Genomic DNA, 18,067 nt, shown 5'->3' with positions numbered 1-18,067 from the left:
GGCCGCCGGCACGGGTGCCACCTACGAACTCGGCGGCATGGCGATGATCGACCTCAAGTCCCGCACGGTGATCCGCGACATCCCGTTCCAGCGGTGGTCCACCGCGGGGCACGTAGCCACGCGCAACCCGTTCAAGATGACGGCCGATGGCGGACACCTCACCATGAAGGTGGCCCCCGACAACGGCGAGGAAGGCAACGGCACCGAAATCCTCACCTACGAAGCCACCGTCACCCCAGCCAAGTAGCCCACGGCACGCCGCAACCGGTCCCCACACGCCGGGACTCCGCCGTGCGGCTCCAGGCCGGCCCCGACCAGGCTTCCTCTGGTCGCCTGCCGATCAACCCGGATTCCCGGCCAGCACGCTGCTCGGTTGCGAACGGGAATCCCGCCACCCAGAAAGATGCCGGGCTCCCGCCGCCGGTACCCCCGAAACGGAAAGATTGGATAACCCCATGCCTCATCCGGCACAACGAATCACCCGCAAGCGCATCGCCGCCGCCACGGTCGCGGCAGCCCTGGGCGCCTCGGTGCTGACAGCCGGTCTGTTCGGCTCCGGCGCAGGCCCCGCCACCGCCGGCGAAAACCACGACGGCACCGCGACGCCGATCAAACACGTGGTCGTGATCTTCCAGGAGAACGTCTCCTTCGACCACTACTTCGCCACCTATCCCAAGGCCGCCAACACCCCCGGAGAAACCCAGCAGGGCGCCGGCACCCCGGCGGCGGCCTTCACCGCGGCGAAAAACACGCCCAAGGACATCAACACCCTGGCCACCGCCGGATTGCTGGCACCGAACAACCCCAACTCGGCACAACCGGCCCGGCTCTCACCGATGCAAGCCGTGACCTGCGACCAGGACCACGGGTACGCGGCCGAGCAGAAGGCCTACAACGGCGGGGCGATGGACAAGTTCGTCCAGTTCACCAGCCGGGACGCCTGCGGCACCAACCAGTACGGCCACCCCGGCCTGACCATGGACTACTACGACGGCAACACCGTCACCGGCATCTGGAACTACGCCCAGAACTACGCAATGAGCGATAACCACTTCAGCACCGTCTTCGGCCCCTCCACCCCCGGCGCCCTGAACCTGGTCTCCGGCCAGACCCACGGGGCCACCGAATACACCGCAACCGGAGAGCCCGTAGCCACTCTGGCAGCCGGAAGCAGCGCTGTCCGCCAGCCCGATGCAAACGGCGTCGGCACCGTCATCAACGACCCCGACCCGGTCCACGACGACTGCTCGAACAACAGCCACGCCAAAACCGGCAATCTGGCCGGCATGGCCGGGAAGAACATCGGGGACCTGCTCAACGCCAAGGGCACCTCCTGGGGCTGGTTCCAGGGCGGCTTCACACCCACTACCGCCGCGACCGCGACCACCCCGGCGTCGTGCCTTTCCAGCCACACGAATGCCGCCGGAGCCAGCGTCGTTGACTACTCCCCCCACCACCAGCCGTTCCAGTACTACGCCTCCACCGCCAACCCCCACCACCTGGCGCCGGCATCGGACGCGGAAATCGGCCACAACGGCCAGGCGAACCACCAATACGACCTCAGCGCGTTCAACAAGGTCCTCAACACCGACAACATGCCCGCCGTGTCCTTCCTCAAAGCCGGAATGTTCCAGGACGGCCACGCCGCCTACTCAGACCCCGTCGACGAACAGAACTTCATCACAAACACCGTGAACCAGATCCAGAAATCCCAGAACTGGGACAACACCGCCGTCGTCCTCGCCTACGACGACTCGGACGGCTGGTACGACCACGCCGCAGCCAAGGTCAAGAACTCCTCCAGCACCGCCGACGATGCCACCTGGTGCCAGAACGCCGCAGCCGGCGGAATCCCAATGGCCGGCGGCTACGCTGACCGCTGCGGGCCCGGCCCGCGCCAGCCGCTGGTGGTCATCTCCCCTTACGCAAAAAAGAATTTCGTGGACCACGCCCAAACCGACCAAGCCTCGATCCTGCGCTTCATCGAAGAAAACTGGCACGCCGGCCGAATCGGTGACGGCTCCGCCGACGCCACCGCCGGCCCGGTGAACGCCATGTTCAACTTCGACAAACAGCGCAAAGACAAGGTCCTGCTCAACGAACAAACCGGCGCCATCGCCTCCATCACCAACAACGACAACGGCAACGGCAACAACAAAGGCAACAACAAATCAGACAACCATGACGGAACCACCCGCACCAACGACGTCAACAACTCCGGGAAGTAGGCACCCGCAGCAGTGCACGCCGGTCTGTGGCCGCACAACATCACTTAGAAACGCCACCCGGCCCAGCCGCCGGGTGGCGCTTCTGTCCCCGCCCTCAACGACTCCCGCCCGTTCGCTGCCGAAGTCCCTCAAGGATGAAGACCCCGGCGTGCGGCGGGACGCCCAGGACGCGAATGCACAGGATGCGGGTTGTCTCCAGGCGCATGCGCTCGGCACTGGCGACCTACCGGAAAATTTACCCCCGCGTCCATGACGAATTAGCAGCCCCTCCTCCCGCGCCGTCCAGGGGCGCCTGGGAGCAGACGGGGGACCGCTGACCACTCAGAGCAAGCACGACCACTACACAGAACCCCTGCGTGGTGCCGGATGTTGCAGCCACGCTGTCCTTCCCTGCCATGCATGTCGCGCAAAGTTCACCACGCCTATGCCGAGCCTTTACCTGGCACTGGCACAGTCCTTCTGGGGTTACCAGTAAGTAATACAGTGCATTAGGAGCAGCTCATGGCAGGTTTGGACCGTCGACGTTTTCTTCAGCTATCGGGCGCGGGAGCAGCAAGTGCCGCGATCTCGCAGATGCTGGGGCAGAGTATCGCCCGTGCCGCGGAGATCCCGGCCAACCGGGCCACGGGCTCGATCAAGGATGTCGAGCATGTTGTGATCTTTATGCAGGAGAATCGGGCGTTGGACCACTACTTCGGGACTCTGAAGGGTGTGCGCGGCTTTGGGGATCCGCATCCCGCGGTGCTGCCCAGCAACAAGAATGTGTGGCATCAGAACAATGGCAGCCGCGACGTTCTCCCGTACCACCCGGACGCGCCGGATCTGGGCATGCAGTTCATGGAGGACCTCGACCACTCCTGGGAGCTCACCCACGAGGCGTTCAACAACGGCAAGTACGATCAGTGGCTGCCGGCGAAGTCCGAGGCCACGATGGCGTTCTACGAGCGCAAGGACATTCCGTTCCACTTCGCCCTTGCCGACGCGTTCACGGTTTGCGACCAGTACCACTGCTCGGTCCTTGGCCCCACGGACCCGAACCGCTACTTCATGTTCGCCGGCGGTGATGACCCGGGCCGCAAGGGCGGCGGCCCGGACTTGTGGAACGGTGAGAACGGGTACTGGTGGAGCACCTACCCGGAGGAGCTTGAGAAGGCCGGAGTTTCGTGGAAGGTCTACCAGGACATCGGTGACGGCCTAGACGCCACGGGTTACTGGGGCTGGACCAACGACGCGTATATCGGCAACTACGGCGATAACTCGCTCTTGTACTTCAAGCAGTACCAGGACGCCAAGCCGGGGACGCCCTTGTATGAGAAGGCGCGGACAGGGACGAATGGCAAGGCCGGCGATGACCTCTTCCGGGTCCTCCGCGAGGACGTTTCGGGCGGCACGCTCCCCCAGGTCTCCTACATTGTGGCCCCGGAGGCCTACTCGGAGCACTCGAACTGGCCGCCGAACTTCGGTGCCTGGTACGCGGCAAACATCCTGGACATCCTCACCTCCAACCCGGAGGTGTGGAGCAAGACGGCAGTGCTGTTCATGTACGACGAGAACGACGGCTTCTTCGACCACATCGTCCCGCCGCACCCGAACACCCCGCAGGTCCCGGGCGCCTCCACGGTCTCCACTGCCGGCGAGTGGTACGACGGCAGCCCGACCTATTACGGCAGCAAGGACGTTCCGGGGCACTTCGGCCTCGGCGTGCGCGTGCCGATGATCGTGGCCTCGCCGTGGAGCATGGGCGGCTGGGTGTGTTCCGAGACCTTCGACCACACCTCCATCGTCCGCTTCCTCGAGGCCCGCTTCGGCGTCGCCTCACCGAACATCACGCCGTGGCGCCGTGCAGTCAGCGGCGACCTCACCAGCGCGTTCGACTTCTCCGCCAGCGGCGGCGCGGCGCCGGCCATGCCGGACACCTCGGCATACAAGCCTGTTGACCACCAGCGCCACCCGAGCTACGTCCCGACGCCCCCGGTGACAAACTCGATGCCCGCGCAGGAGAGGGGCACCCGTCCATCCCGCGCGCTCGGCTACGCCCTCGATGTCGAGACGAAGATCGATGCCGGCCAGCTCACCGCCCGCTGGGCGAACCGGGGCACCCTCGGCGCGCACGTGCAGGTCCGCTCGAACCTTCTCCCGCAGGCCCCGTACTCATACACCATCGGGGCAACAGCGGCCCTCGACGCGTCCTGGGCGCTCGGCGCCGAGTACGACGTGCACATGCACGGGCCGGCAGGCTGGTACCGCCGCCTCGCCGGCACGACGGCCGCCGCGGATCTCCGTGTCACGGTTACCGCCGACGGCAAATCGCCGCACGCACAGTTCCGGATCGAGAACACCGGCTCCGCGGGCGCAGCCCTGACCTTCAAGGACGCCTACGGGGCCGGTTCCCGGTCGCTTTCACTCAACCCGGGCCAGGGCAAGACCGTCGCCATCCCCACCCAGGGCGGCTGGTACGACCTGACAATCACCTCCGCCGCGGACGCCAAGCTTATCCGGGTCCTGGCCGGCAGGCTCGAGAACGGCCGACCGCTCACGAGCGACCCCCAGCTGGGCCGATGACAGGCACCGGCCGGGGCGTCAAACGTCAGATTGGGGCTCTCACCCCAACCGGATGCTCAGGGCACCTCGGACCGGGGCCTGTCTGACGAAGGCCGCCGCAGTGCCAGTATCCAACGCAGGTCTGGGAAGGAGTGATCCGACAGCACCGACCGAGGCCGGGCCGGATTCTGGCAGCGAAGATTCATGTCGCCGACTCTTGGAATTCAGCTCGTGCCAATAGTCTCGTCCGGGGATCCGGAGACCACGACGAGGAGAGTTCCATGCGTTCAATGACAAGATTCGCGGCCGCCACGGTCGGGGCCGTCCTGCTGTCAACCACTTTGCTGGCTCCGCCGGCGCTGGCAGCCAACAACGGCAACGACGCAGGACAGACTAACGGCAACGGGCACCAAGGCAACACCCATGGCTTCAGCTTCGGAGTGATCGGCGACGTACCCTACGGCGACGCTGAAATCCAAGCGTTCCCGTCCTACGTTCAGGACCTCAACGCACACAAGGAACTGAACTTTGTCGCGCACGTCGGAGACATCAAGAATGGATCTTCCCAGTGCACTGACCAGTACTTCGAAGCCATCAAAAAAACTTTGACAGCTTCACCGCACCGCTCGTCTACACCCCGGGCGACAACGAGTGGACAGACTGCCACCGCTCGAACAACGGAGCCTACAACCCCTTGGAAAGACTCGCCAAGGTTCGGGACCTCTTCTTCCCCAAGCCCGGGCTCACGCTCGGTGCACCCATGAAGGTGAAGTCGCAGGCCAAGGAAGGCTTCCCGGAGAACGTCAGCTTCCGCCAGCATGAGGTCGCCTTCACGGCCGTCAACATTACCGGCAGTAATAACTCGATGCTGCCTTGGACCGGGCTCGGCCAAACCCAGCCCACTGCCGCCCAACTGGATGAGGTTAAGCAACGGACCCGAGCGGATATCGAGGAGTTGAAGAACACCTTCCGGACGGCGCAAAACAACGGTGACCGGGCCGTCGTCGTGATGACGCAGGCCGACGTGTTCGACCCGACAATCACGGCTCCGTCCCAGAGTGATTTCGGTGCTTTCAGGGCCTTGGTGCAGACCCTGATCGAGGAATCGAACTCTTTCAGCGGCCCGGTCTATCTGATCAACCGCGACAGCCACGTTTACAACCAGGACCATCCCCTCGCGGCCGGCTCGGCCTGGCTCTCCTTCTACGGCCAAGCCACAGCGGCGAAGAACCTGACGCGAGTCACTGTGGATGGCTCCAACAATGCGAAGGACTGGCTCAAAGTCACCGTCAATCCGGAGCATTCAACGAGCGTCATGTCGTTCGAACGGGTCCCGTTCACGCACCCGGCTTCCTAGGCAGGACTATCCGGGCGATGCCCGGCGCGGTTGAAGACGCCGAGCAGTCAAAGACAGCGGCCTATTGAAGCCCTGTATGAGGTTGAGGGAACCACTAAATATGCGTGGGTGAGACCTATGAGAATCCCACGGCGGACAGGCCAGCCGGGACATCCCGATGAAGCAGAAAGCTCCTCAACTCCGGATATGAACTCCGTATGTTTGGCCCGCAGCGCCTATCGTCTAAAACGCGAATGCGTCGTCCTAAGTGCCGGCCATGGCGAACCGTCCCGGAAACCGCCCACATGGATCCGGGGCCTCCTTTGCGTATCCCCGGCCGGACCTGCCGGACTGGCCGGACTTCCACAGCCGCCGCACAGCCTGACCATAAAGCCCACATATGGGCCGCCGGGAAGGTTGAGCCATGACATCCACAGACCAGGCCACAGGAACCCTGCCCCGCGCCACGGCGACGCCGGCCGGCCCGGCGGCACCGGCCGCACGGTCAAGGCTTGCCCTGACCGACGCGCCCGTCCCGGCCCCGACCGCCGGGCCACTTGCCGGACCCGGCGCCCGGCGCTCAGCCATTGATACGCGTACCAGTACACCCGTGCTGGACATCACCGTTCCGGTCTTCAACGAAGAACGGGATCTCGAAGCATGCCTACGCCGGCTCCATGCGTACCTTCTCGGCGCCTTCCCGCACTCCTTCCGGATCACAGTGGCGGACAACGCCAGCACCGACGGAACGCTCAAGGCGGCGGAACGCGTAGCCCGCGAGCTGCGCGAAGTGACAGTTGTCCATATGGCCGAAAAGGGCCGTGGAAACGCGCTTCGCAAGGTGTGGCTTGCCTCGCCGTCGCCGGTCCTGGCATACATGGACGTGGATCTTTCCACTGATCTGGCCGCCCTCGGGCCGCTCCTCGCGCCGCTCATTTCGGGGCACTCCGACCTGGCGATCGGGACGCGGTTGACCCGCAACTCGCGCGTGGTCCGGGGACCCAAGCGCGAATTCATCTCGCGCAGCTACAACCTGCTGCTGCAGTCCCTCATGGGCGCCCACTTCAGCGATGCGCAGTGCGGTTTCAAGGCGATCCGGGCGGACGTGGCGCGGCAGCTGCTCCCCCACACGCTGGACAACGCCTGGTTCTTCGACACCGAGCTGCTGGTCTTGGCGGAAAAGTGCGGCCTGCGCGTCCACGAAGTCCCGGTGGACTGGACCGACGACCCTGATTCCAGCGTGGACATCGTCCAGACTGCCCTCGCCGATTTGCGCGGCATGGCACGGTTGAGCCGGGACCTGGTCTCGGGCCGGGTCCCGGTGCCCGAACTGCGCGCCGCCCTGGCCCGCGGACCGCTGCCGGCCTCCTCCCGGACCCAGGAACAAAGCTCCGGCGGAAGCCTCTTCGGGCAGCTGGTCCGATTCGGCAGCATCGGCGTCGCCTCCACGCTGGCCTACCTGGCGATTTTCCTGCTCTGCCGCGGGATCATGGACCCGCAGCTGGCAAATTTCCTTGCGTTGCTCACCACCGCCGTGGCCAACACCGCGGCCAACCGTCGCTTCACGTTCGGCATCCAGGGCAGCAGCCAGGCGGCACGCCACCATTTCGAGGGACTGCTGGTCTTCGGGATCGGGCTGGCCCTGACCTCGGGCGCCCTGGCCCTGGTGCACGCCGCGTCGGGAGCGGCACCGGACCGCTGGCTTGAACTGCTCGTGGTCACCGCCGCCAACCTGGCCGCCACAGCCGTGAAATTCCTGCTCTTCCGGCTGGTGGTCTTCCGCGACCGCCCCAGCGACACCGTTCCGGCGCCCGGCGTCACGAATGCTGTTCCGGCGCCCGCCGTCCGCGATGCCTCCCTCCCCCGCACAGAAAAGGCCAAGTAAATGACGGCAACCATCAGCCCCACCACCGGAGCCCAGTCAGGTTCACCGGCTGGCAGGCCGCCGGCAGCCCAGGAAACGCCTGGCACTCTACCTGGGGACGCCGGGACGGGCACCCGCCGGCCCGCAGCCCACGTGTCCGCAATCCAGCCTCCCGCAACCCAGAGCCGCCGCGACCGCCTGCTGTTCGGACCGCAGTCCCGGTGGGTGCGGCCCTCGGCGGCGCTGCTGCTGGTGGTCACCGCGGCGTTGTACCTGTGGAACCTGGAAGCCACCGGCTCCGCCAACTCCTTCTACGCCGCGGCGATCCAAGCCGGGACCAAGGACTGGACCGCGCTGCTGTTCGGTTCCCTCGACGCCGGCAATGCCATCACGGTGGATAAGCCGCCGGCCGCCCTCTGGATTCCCGGCCTCGCGGGACGGATCTTCGGCTTCTCGGCACTGAGCATGCTCATTCCCCAGGCACTCATGGGAGTAGCCGCCGTCGGGCTTCTCTACCTGACCGTCAAGCGGGTGTCCGGACCGGCTGCGGGCCTGCTCGCCGGCGGCGCCCTGGCGCTGACCCCGGTGGCCGCCCTGATGTTCCGGTTCAACAACCCGGACGCGATGCTCACCCTGTGCCTGGTGCTGGCCGCCTACCTCACCACGCGCGCCATCGAGAAGGCAGGGTGGAAGTGGCTCGCCGTGGCCGGCGCCGTGATCGGCCTGGCCTTCCTGTCCAAGATGCTGCAGGGCTTCCTGATCGTTCCCGCGTTGGCCCTGGCCTACCTGTGGGCGGCACCCACCACACTCGGCCGCCGGCTCCTGCACCTGCTGGCCGCCGCCGCCGGGATTGCCGTGATGGCCGGAAGCTACCTTGTGCTGTTCCAACTTACTCCCACCTCGGTCCGCCCGTACATGGCGGGCTCGGAGACCAACAGCTTCCTGGAACTCACGTTCGGCTACAACGGCCTGGGCCGGATCACCGGGTCCGGCGGGGGCATTCCTGCCGGAGGCAATCTGGGCGGGAACTTTGGCGGGAGCGCCGGCGGCCCGGGCGGCAACGGAAACGTGGGCTTCGGCGGCACGCCCGGGATCACCCGGATGTTCGGGACCAGTTTCGGCGGCGAGGTGTCCTGGCTCCTGCCGGCGGCCCTGATCCTGCTGGCGGCCGGGCTTTGGTTCACCCGGCGCGAGGCCAGGACCTCAAAAACCCGTGCGGCGCTGCTGCTGTGGGGCGGCTGGCTGGTGATCACGGCCGGAATCTTCAGCTTCATGAGCGGCACCGTGCATCCGTACTATGCCGTGGCGCTGGCCCCTGCGATCGCGGCCGTGGCGGGCATCGGCTCCGTGGAGCTGTGGCGGGGCCGGGCCTACTGGCCGGCCCGGGTTGTCCTGGCCGTGACAGTACTGGCCACCTCGGTCTGGTCCGCCATACTCCTGGGCCGCGATCCTGCCTGGCTTCCCGGGCTCCGGGTGATCGCGGTGGTCCTGGGCGTGCTTGCGGCCGCGGCGTTATTCCTGCGGGCAGACAGCCTGGCTGCCCTCCCGGTGCGGTTCCGCAAGGCCGCCACGGCGGGGGTCGTGATCCTCGCACTGCTCGCCGGCGGCCTCGGGAGCACCGCCTGGACGCTGGCCACCGTGGCTCAGCCGCATTCCGGCTCGATCCCCACGTCCGGTCCCACCGCGTCCGCGATGGGCGGCGGCTTCGGGGCAATAGGCAGGGCCGGCAGTGCCGGTGCTGATGGCGGCGCCGGTGGCGGCCCCGGCGGGGAAACGTCCTCGACAGAGCTGACGGCGCTCCTGAAGTCCTCCGGCGCCAAGTGGTCCGCGATTGTCTCCGGCGCCACCCAGGCCGCGAGCCTGGAACTCGCCACCGGCACCAGCGTGATCGCACTCGGCGGCTGGAACGGCGGCGACCCTTACCCGACGCTCGCGCAGTTCCAGGCGATGGTGGACCGCGGCGAGATCGGCTACTTCATCTCCGGCGGCATGGGCGGCATGGGCGGGGGCCGCGGGGGCAACTCCGAGGTCGCCACCTGGGTCGCGGCCAACTACCAGGCCCAGACCGTAGGCAACACCACCGTCTACAAGCTGGGAGCATAAGCCGCCATGACTGACACCGTGAGCCCCAGCGCGGCACCGGCCCGCACACCAGGCCCGCCGCAGCCGCAAGTCCCGGACCGTGGTCGGCGCCTGGCGGCCCCGGCTGCCGGCGGCACGCGCGCCGTCTCCGACGCCCGGCCGCTGCGGCGGCGGCTGGAACTCGCGGCGTTGCTACTGGCCACGGCCGCGCTCTACCTGTGGAACCTCGGCGCCTCCGGCTGGGCGAACGCCTTCTACTCCGCGGCGGCCCAGGCGGGGTCGCAGGACTGGGCGGCCTGGTTCTTTGGCTCTTTCGACTCAGCCAACGCCATCACTGTGGACAAGCCGCCGGCGTCGCTGTGGGTGATGGGGTTGTCGGTGCGGATCTTCGGGTTGAGTTCCTGGAGCGTCCTCGTGCCGCAGGCGCTCATGGGGGTCGGCACGGCCTGGCTCCTCTATCTGGCCGTACGCCGGGCCGCGGCCCCCGCCACGGCCGACGCCCGTCTGGCCCACCGTGCGGGGCTCCTCGCCGGCGCGGTCATGGCGCTGACCCCGGTGGCCGTGCTGATGTTCCGGTTCAACAACCCCGACGCCCTGCTGGTGCTGTTGCTGACCGCCGCCGCCTACGCCGTGTTGCGGTCCATCCAGGATGCACGCCTGCGCTGGCTGCTGTTCGCCGGGGCGCTCCTGGGCTTCGGGTTCCTTACCAAACAGCTGCAGGTCCTGCTGGTGGTACCCGGCTTCGCCGTGGCCTACCTGCTTGCTGCGCCAGCCGCGGCAGGCCGGCGGATCCTTCACCTGCTCGGCGCAGGCGCGGCGATGGCCGTCGCGGCCGGCTGGTGGCTGGCCGCCGTCGAACTCATTCCCGCGGCCAACCGCCCTTACATCGGCGGCTCGCAGAACAACTCCATCCTGGAGCTGACCCTCGGCTACAACGGCTTGGGCCGGCTGACCGGCGATGAAACCGGAAGTGTTGGCGGCAGCAACGGCTGGGGCACGCCCGGGCCGTTCCGGCTCTTCAACAGCGAGTTCGGCGGCCAGATCGCCTGGCTGCTGCCGTCGGTGCTGCTGCTCGGAGCCGGGCTGCTCTGGCTGGGCCGCCGCGCGCCGCGCACCGACGCAGTGCGGGCCTCGGTGATCATCTGGGGCTCTTGGGTTGTTGTCACCGGCCTGACGTTCAGCTTCATGGCCGGGATCATCCACCCGTATTACATGGTGGCGCTGGCTCCCGGGATCGCGGCGCTCGCCGGGCTCGGCGGCATCCTGGTCTGGCAGCGGCGGGACCAGCCTGCAGCGGCCGCCGTCCTCGCCGTCGCGATCGTGGCGGCCGGGGCCATGGCCGCCGTACTCCTCGGCCGCACCGCGGGGTACTTGCCATGGCTGCGCTGGGTGGCGCTCCTGGGCTCCCTCGCCGCCGCAACCCTGGTCCTGACCGCCGCGGCCCCGGGAATCAAGGGATTCAAGGGGATCGCGGGAGTCGAGGGACCGGGGATGAAGGTGTCCGGGATCATGGTGCGGACGACGGCGACGCTCGCCGTCGTCGCCGCCCTCGCCGGACCGCTGGCGTACTCGCTCTCCACCGCGTCCACGGCGCACAGCGGCTCGGTGGTCAGCGCCGGGCCGGCCGTGTCCGGCCGGGGCGGGGCCGGGCTGCCGCCGTCCCTCGGCGGTGCAGCCGGCGGTGGCTTCGGCGGCGCAACGGCGGTGAACGGCACCGGCACTGGCGGCTCTGGCCGCGGCCCTGGAGCGGGCGGAGCCGGCGGAATGGGCGGGCTGCTGGGGGCCAGCACGCCGTCGGCGGCCCTGGTGACCGCGCTGCAGACAGACGCGGGCGCCTACACGTGGGCTGCCGCCGTCGTCGGGTCCAACAACGCCGCCGGCTACCAGCTGGCAACGCAGCTGCCAGTGATGGCCGTGGGCGGGTTCAACGGCACGGACCCTGCGCCCACCCTGGCACAGTTCCAGCAGTACGTCACCGACGGCAAGATCCACTACTTCATCGCCGGGCGCATGATGCAGGGTGAAAGCGGATCCGACGATGCTGCACAGATTGCCGCGTGGGTGCAGGACAATTTCACCGCCCAGACCGTGGGCGGGGCCAGCGTGTATCGGCTGGCAGGTTAGGCGGGCTGGCAGGTTAGGCGGGCTGGCAGGTTAGGCGGGCGGGGCCGGGCCTCGGCCGGCCCCGGGGCCTAAAAGGTGAAGGACAGGCTTCGCACTCCGGCGCCGGTGAGGTGCGTGGTCACGGCGACCTCGGCGTAGTCAGGAATGTGAAGGACACCGTCCGGCAGTTCGCCGGCGTTGGGCCCTACCGCCACGGTCCGGATGCCGGCGGCGATGCCCGCAGCGATGCCGGCCGGGGCGTCCTCGAAGATCACCGCATCGGCCGGGGCCACACCCAGCAGGGAGGCCGCCCGGAGGTATCCCTCAGGGTGGGGTTTGCCTTGGCTGACGTCCTCGGACATGACCGAGACGGCCGGGACGCGGATCCCCGCGGCTGCCATCCGGACCTCGGCAAGGTCCCGGGAAGCGCTCGTCACCAGCGCTACGGCATCCGGCGGCAGGCTCGCCAGCAGCTCCAAGGCGCCGGGCACCGGGACGATGCCGCGGGTCTCGGCCAGCTCCATCCGTCCCAGCTCGGCGGCGAGGGCGTGGATGTCGGATCCGGGCGGGGCAAATCTGCGGACCGTGTCCATGGCCTGGACCCCATGCGAGGAGCGCAGGATCTCGCCGATTTCCAGGCCGTAGCGCCCGGCAAACGTGGTCCAGACCTGCTCCACGATGCTGGTGGAATCCACCAGCGTGCCGTCCATGTCGAACAGGACGGCGCGGGCGGTCAGGTTGGCAGTACTGGAACGGGCTGGAAGGCTCATGCCACCATCCTGCCGCATGACCCGGTCTAACCGCTGGGCGGGCCTCCCGTTGGTCCGGGGCGAAGCCGCCTCTGACCGTCGGATGGGATCAGCCGTTGGGCCGGTTGGGGATGTATTGCACGGCCCATTTGTTGCCGTCGGGGTCGGCGAAATGGACGAAGTGCCCCCAGTCCTGAACGTCGACGTCGCTGACGTCCACGCCGTTGTCCTTGAGCTGCTTGTGCGCGGCCTGGATGTCGCTGACCACTAGCTGCAGGGATGGAGCCGTACCGGGCGGGGCGTCGTTGAGGCCTTCCCCGATGGCAATCGAACAGCCCGAGCCCGGCGGAGTCAGCTGGACGAAGCGGATGCCGTCCATGGGCCGCTCGTCGTAGTCGGCGTTGAAGCCCACCTTGTTGACATAGAAATCCTTGGCTCGGTCCACATCGGAGACCGGCACAAACACGAGTTCAAGTTTCCAATCCATGGCGCACACGCTAGCGCGGACCGCGGCAATGCGGAAGGGACCCCCGGCGAACTGGTCCTAGCCGGCGATGCCGTACAAGCGGTCTCCCGCGTCGCCCAGGCCGGGCACGATGTACGACTTCTCGTCGAGCTTCTCGTCGATCGAGGCCAGGACGATTGTCACGTTGGAGTCGGAGAGCTCTTCCTCCAGCTTGGCCAGGCCCTCCGGGGCGGCGAGGAGGCAGATGCACGTGATGTCGGAGGCGCCGCGCTTGAAGAGGAACTTGATGGCCTCACGCAGGGTTCCGCCGGTGGCCAGCATGGGATCGAGGACGAAGATCTGCCGGTCCGTGAGGTCATCCGGGAGGCGCTCCGCGTACGTGATGATGTCCAGGGTCTCTTCGTCGCGGGCCATGCCCAGGAAGCCGACCTCGGCGGTGGGGACCAGCTTGGTCATGCCCTCGAGCATGCCCAGCCCGGCCCGGAGAATCGGGACCACCAGGGGGGTCGGCTTGGTGAAGTAAGTGCCGATGGTGGTGCTGACGGGCGTCTCGATGGTCTTCGGTTCGGTGCGGACGTCACGCGTGGCTTCGTAGGCCAGGAGCGTGACGAGCTCCTCGGTGAGCTGGCGGAAGACCGGGGACGGGGTGTTCTTGTCCCGCAGAACGGTGAGCTTATGGGCGACCAGCGGGTGGTCCACAACGAGAGTGCGCATGGGTCAAAACTATCACCCGGATGCGGAGGACCGTCCCGCGGGGCCGGGGGTATCGGCGTCGTTCGCGTCGGCCTGTGTAGTGCCGCCGGCAGGGCCGCCGGCAGTGGCGCTGGCGGCGCCGTTATGGAGGTGGGCGGGATGTTCGAAGGTCGGTGCGTCCCCGGCGTGTTCCCGGCGCCGCAACGCATGGAAGAACCGGTGCGCCATGATCACAATCCCCACCCAGGCCAGCCCGATGACCCACCCGACGATCACGTCGGTCATCCAGTGATGGCCCAGATAGACCCGGCTGAGGCCCATCGCGACGATGAAGATCACACCAGCGGCGATCAGGGCGATCCGAGCGCTGGTCCGTTTGATCTCCAGGCAGGCCAGGTACACCACGAGCGCGATCACCACCGTGGTGTTCAGCGTGTGACCGCTCGGGAACGACGGCGAGGTCTCGTAGGGCGGCACCGCGTCGGCATGGTCCGGGCGGACGCGGCCGATCATTTTTTTGCCCAGGGTTGTGGCAGTCACCGAGACGGCGGCCGCGCCGCCGATCAGGATCAGCGGACGCCAGCTCCGGGACTTGTAGATCAGCAGCGCCGTCAGGATGCTACCAAGGATGGGCATCCCGATCCCGCCGCCGATGTTGGTGAACCCGGTAACAAAGGCGTCCAGACCGGGGCTGCGCAACTGTTCCATGAACGCCAGTGCCGGCTTGTCCAGGTTCGCGAGCCCGGCGTCGTCCACCACGTTGTCGTAGACCTCGGCACTCACCAGCGCCAGGATCACCACCACCACACCGCCGATCAGCATGGTGATCCACAGGGCCGCGTAGGGCACCACCCATTTGCCCCAACGCCGCGCCAGCCAAGTCTCTGTTCCGGTGGTCACGGCCGTCTCCCGACTACTTGACTTCATTGACTACATAGGCCGCACAGCGGAGCTGCACAGCATGCTTAGGATCGAAACTATCATTGACCCATGACTGTCCCCGAGCCGCGCCATGCCGAATGGATGAGCCTTGCCCTGGCCGAGGCCCGGAATGCACTGGCCACCGCGGACGTGCCGATCGGTGCTGTCGTGATCGGACCGGACGGTTCCGTGCTGGGCACCGGGCGAAACGAACGCGAGGCCCTTGGGGACCCGACGGCCCATGCCGAGATGGTGGCCATCCGGGAAGCCGCCGCGCGGTTGCGGGCGCACCGGGCGCTGGAAGGCAAGGGCGACGACGGCTGGCGGCTGGAGGACTGCACCCTGGTGGTGACGCTGGAACCGTGCGCGATGTGCGCGGGAGCGATCGTCCTCGCCAGGATTCCGCGGGTGGTGTTCGGTGCCTGGGATGAGAAGGCAGGCGCCGCGGGTTCCGTGTTCGACATCCTGCGTGAACGCCGGCTCAACCACTGGGTGGAAGTCTTTGCGGGCGTCCGGGAGCAGGAGTGCGCCGCACTCCTGCGGGATTTCTTCGCCGGGCACCGCGCCTGATCCGTTCCGGCTAGCCGGCCGTACCGGCGGTCGGTGACCCTGCCGTGGAGGCTCCTGCAGATGCCGCGAGCGCGTCGATGCGCTTCTGCCGGGAGGCCGGAGAGTCCAGGCTGAAGGCGCGGAAATCACCGAGGTCCTCGAGGATCCAGGCTTCCACCTCGGCGATCCGCTGCGTTACGGCGGGGGTGGGGCCTTGGAACAGCCAGGGCACGATCCTCTCCTTGGCCGGTTCGTACTGCCAGAGCCCGATGATCCGGCCGCGGTCCAGGATGGGGTGGTCCGGGAGATCCGCCTGCAGCGCGAGCGATCCCAGCGCCTGTTTGTGCCGGTCTTCCTCCGCGAGCAGGTCCGCCGCGTTGCGGCGCAGCAGGAACAGGGAGTCTGTTCCGGCCAGCAGCTGGATCTGTTCCCCCGCCGGCTCCTCGAATGCGGCGAGGCGGCCGACGTCCGCGGGCAGCATCCACAGCGGGTCGCCCCCGGTCTCGGCCTGTGACGGGGCCGGCGCGGTGGGCACCTCGACGGCACCGACGGCGGCGAGCGCCGTCTTGCTTTGCGCCACCGTGAACCCTGTGAACCACTGTGATTGCTTGAGAGTTGCTCCGCCGGTCCAGCCCAGGTAGCGGCGGATCAGCTCGGTGCGCGCGGCGTCATCGTCCAGGCCGCTGGGCGCCAGGCCCCAGGGCTCGTAGGCGTAGCGCTGCTGGTCCAGGCGGCCGTTGGCCGGGACGCGGCGGATCTTGCCCTGCGACTGCAGGATCCCCAGGGCGGTGGGCAGCGTGGTGGTGGCGCCCTTCTTCTTGCCTTCCTCGCCGAGGTTCCGGATCGAGTCGCCCAGTTCTTCCTTGAGCTGCCGCGGATCCATCGGCCCCTCCGCCTCGGCGAGCACGTGCAGCACCTGCTCCTCCAGGAGCGTGATTTCGCCTCGTTCCACGCCCAGCCGACCGAGCACCCGGATGGCCTCGGCGGCGTCCTTGCCCAGCTTCAGCGCCCAGGCGAAGTCTTCCCGGCCCAGGACGTAGGTGCAGCCGCGGGCGACGGGCAGTTCGAGAATCCGGTGGGCCAGGACGTCGGTGTCCACCTGTTCGCGGCGGATGCCCGCCCGGGCGAAGAGCGTGAGGTAGGGGTTGGCGCCGCCCACGGACCGGGCCCAGCCTGCCCGGGCGAGAACCTGCTCCGACGTGCATCCGGCCAGCGAGCCGTCCAGGCCCTGCCGGTGCCAGGCCCACGCCCGGAGCCGCTCCGGGGTCAGGCTCTGCGGCTCCGGCAGGTTGACGGGCTCTTCTACCGACGGCGATTGGGAGGCGACAGGGTGGGTGCTCATGGGCTCATTCTCCAACAGCTTCTCTGTCAGCGGTATCACGAAGCCGTATCAACCTGCGCCGCCGGTTTCCCGGATTCGCCGGTTTCGGGAGGTTCCGTCGATTCGCTCGATTCCAGTGAGGAGCTCCAGAACTGTACGGGCGGTGGCGTCCCAGCCGGGCAACCGGTCCCGGGCGTCCGCTGCCGCGTCCCGCCAGCGTTTCCTGAGTCCAGCGTCGCCCAGCCAGCGGCGGAGCAGATCCGACAACGGGGCGGGGTCCGTTCCAAGTCCGACGGCGGCGCCCGGCAGCGGCGTGTCAGGCACCGGCGTGCCAGGCCGGCTGCCCGGCACCGGCAAGCCGGACAGGCTGCCGGCGGCGAGCGCCTCGACGGCTCCGGTGCCCTCGCGCACCACCACGGGAACACCGCGGGCAAGCGATTCGGTGACTACCAGTCCGTAGGTTTCGGCCCGGGAAATCAGCAGGCTGAGATCGGCGGCGTCCCATTCGGCCTCCAGCGCCGGGCCACGGAGTTCGCCCGGGATGCGGACCCGCCCGGCCAGGCCCAACCGTTCCACGGAGTCCCGGAGCTGCGCGGCATAACCGGGGTCGGTGGTGTCCGAGCCGATCAGGGACCCTGTCCAGGGCAAGTCCGTGAGCCGGGCGAGCGCGTCCAGCAGGAGCGACTGGTCCTTGTTCGGCAGCAGCGCCGCCACGGCGACCAAGTGCGGTACGCCGGCGGACAGGCTTCCCGCCGCCAGCGGGGCGGGCGCAGTACCGGGCAGGGCAACCCTGATGCCGGCCAGGCCGTGCCGGGCGCGGATGCCCGCCGCGGCCGAGCCACTGGTGCAAATGACACCGGCCGCGGCCTGCAGGGCCCTGCGTTCATGCTCCGCATGGTCCGGGAGTGGCATGTGCAGCAGGATCCAGACCTCCTGCCCCGCCGCGGCGGCCGCCTCCAGTTCGTCGGGCGCGCCGCAGGCGAGGAGGCTGTCCACCAAGGATACGGAGGGCGCCGAGCGCAGCAGCCTGGCCAGGCGCCGCCGGTCCCCCGCGCTGCCCCCTGGCCAGTCGCCGTCGAGCGGGCAGGTTTCCACCGCGGCGCCGAGGACCCCCAGTTCCCGTGCGATCGCCGCGTTGTAGACGTTGCCGCCAGAGTTGTGCCGGACGTTGCCGGGCACCACGAACCGGAGGCGAACGCTGGCCGGGGGCATCT

At 68.1% G+C, this 18,067-nt stretch carries 14 protein-coding genes; 8 read left to right on the top strand and 6 right to left on the bottom strand.

Features of this window, described 5'->3' with window-relative positions; translation table 11 throughout:
* The 7 genes from AC1DKQ_RS14345 to AC1DKQ_RS14315 all read left to right on the top strand — a co-directional run.
* On the top strand, positions 1 to 247 hold a 247-nt coding region (locus AC1DKQ_RS14345), incomplete at its 5' end, for a DUF6454 family protein (protein ID WP_476919356.1).
* Between the two features lie 208 nt (positions 248 to 455).
* On the top strand, positions 456 to 2,228 hold the full coding sequence (locus tag AC1DKQ_RS14340) for a phospholipase C (protein WP_476919355.1): 1,773 nt from the start codon (positions 456 to 458) through the stop codon (positions 2,226 to 2,228).
* A 501-nt stretch (positions 2,229 to 2,729) separates the two neighbouring features.
* Entirely contained in the window at positions 2,730 to 4,790 is a 2,061-nt protein-coding gene (locus AC1DKQ_RS14335) for a phosphocholine-specific phospholipase C (protein ID WP_476919354.1), read from the top strand.
* A 673-nt stretch (positions 4,791 to 5,463) separates the two neighbouring features.
* The gene (locus AC1DKQ_RS14330) at positions 5,464 to 6,126 is read left to right on the top strand and encodes a hypothetical protein (protein WP_476919353.1); all 663 of its coding nucleotides are present in this window, start codon (positions 5,464 to 5,466) and stop codon (positions 6,124 to 6,126) included.
* A gap of 403 nt (positions 6,127 to 6,529) precedes the next feature.
* Entirely contained in the window at positions 6,530 to 7,990 is a 1,461-nt protein-coding gene (locus tag AC1DKQ_RS14325) for a bifunctional glycosyltransferase family 2/GtrA family protein (RefSeq protein ID WP_476919352.1), read from the top strand.
* A complete protein-coding gene (locus AC1DKQ_RS14320) occupies positions 7,991 to 10,072 on the top strand; it encodes a glycosyltransferase family 39 protein (protein ID WP_476919351.1) in 2,082 nt (693 codons plus the stop codon).
* A gap of 6 nt (positions 10,073 to 10,078) precedes the next feature.
* Positions 10,079 to 12,175: an ArnT family glycosyltransferase gene (locus tag AC1DKQ_RS14315; RefSeq protein WP_476919350.1), complete on the top strand. Its 2,097-nt coding sequence runs from the start codon at positions 10,079 to 10,081 to the stop codon at positions 12,173 to 12,175.
* A gap of 68 nt (positions 12,176 to 12,243) precedes the next feature.
* On the opposite strand, the gene AC1DKQ_RS14310 is transcribed toward AC1DKQ_RS14315, so the two are convergent.
* The 4 genes from AC1DKQ_RS14310 to AC1DKQ_RS14295 form a co-directional block, all read right to left on the bottom strand.
* Positions 12,244 to 12,924, bottom strand: a complete 681-nt coding sequence (locus AC1DKQ_RS14310) for an HAD-IA family hydrolase (RefSeq protein WP_476919349.1) — start codon at positions 12,922 to 12,924, stop codon at positions 12,244 to 12,246.
* 88 nt (positions 12,925 to 13,012) lie between these two features.
* On the bottom strand, positions 13,013 to 13,390 hold the full coding sequence (locus AC1DKQ_RS14305; RefSeq protein WP_229994821.1) for a glyoxalase superfamily protein: 378 nt from the start codon (positions 13,388 to 13,390) through the stop codon (positions 13,013 to 13,015).
* Positions 13,391 to 13,447: 57 nt separating this feature from the next.
* Positions 13,448 to 14,083, bottom strand: coding sequence for a uracil phosphoribosyltransferase (gene upp, locus AC1DKQ_RS14300; RefSeq protein WP_476919348.1), 636 nt, complete (start codon positions 14,081 to 14,083; stop codon positions 13,448 to 13,450).
* A gap of 12 nt (positions 14,084 to 14,095) precedes the next feature.
* Positions 14,096 to 14,962, bottom strand: a complete 867-nt coding sequence (locus AC1DKQ_RS14295) for a phosphatase PAP2 family protein (RefSeq protein ID WP_476919347.1) — start codon at positions 14,960 to 14,962, stop codon at positions 14,096 to 14,098.
* A gap of 90 nt (positions 14,963 to 15,052) precedes the next feature.
* Here AC1DKQ_RS14295 and AC1DKQ_RS14290 point away from each other — a divergent pair, with 90 nt between their 5' ends.
* Complete coding sequence (locus tag AC1DKQ_RS14290) at positions 15,053 to 15,553, top strand: nucleoside deaminase (RefSeq protein ID WP_476884278.1); 501 nt, start codon at positions 15,053 to 15,055, stop codon at positions 15,551 to 15,553.
* A 10-nt stretch (positions 15,554 to 15,563) separates the two neighbouring features.
* On the opposite strand, the gene AC1DKQ_RS14285 is transcribed toward AC1DKQ_RS14290, so the two are convergent.
* Together AC1DKQ_RS14285 and AC1DKQ_RS14280 are read right to left on the bottom strand one after the other, a co-directional pair.
* Positions 15,564 to 16,874 (bottom strand): DNA glycosylase AlkZ-like family protein, encoded by a 1,311-nt coding sequence (locus AC1DKQ_RS14285; protein WP_476919346.1) that lies wholly within the window; start codon positions 16,872 to 16,874, stop codon positions 15,564 to 15,566.
* A 48-nt stretch (positions 16,875 to 16,922) separates the two neighbouring features.
* The gene (locus AC1DKQ_RS14280) at positions 16,923 to 18,065 is read right to left on the bottom strand and encodes a glycosyltransferase family 4 protein (protein WP_476919345.1); all 1,143 of its coding nucleotides are present in this window, start codon (positions 18,063 to 18,065) and stop codon (positions 16,923 to 16,925) included.
* Positions 18,066 to 18,067 lie beyond the last annotated feature (2 nt).

The sequence above is a fragment of the Arthrobacter sp. 05L421 genome (assembly GCF_056397785.1).
This window is presented reverse-complemented; position numbering and strand designations above follow the sequence as displayed.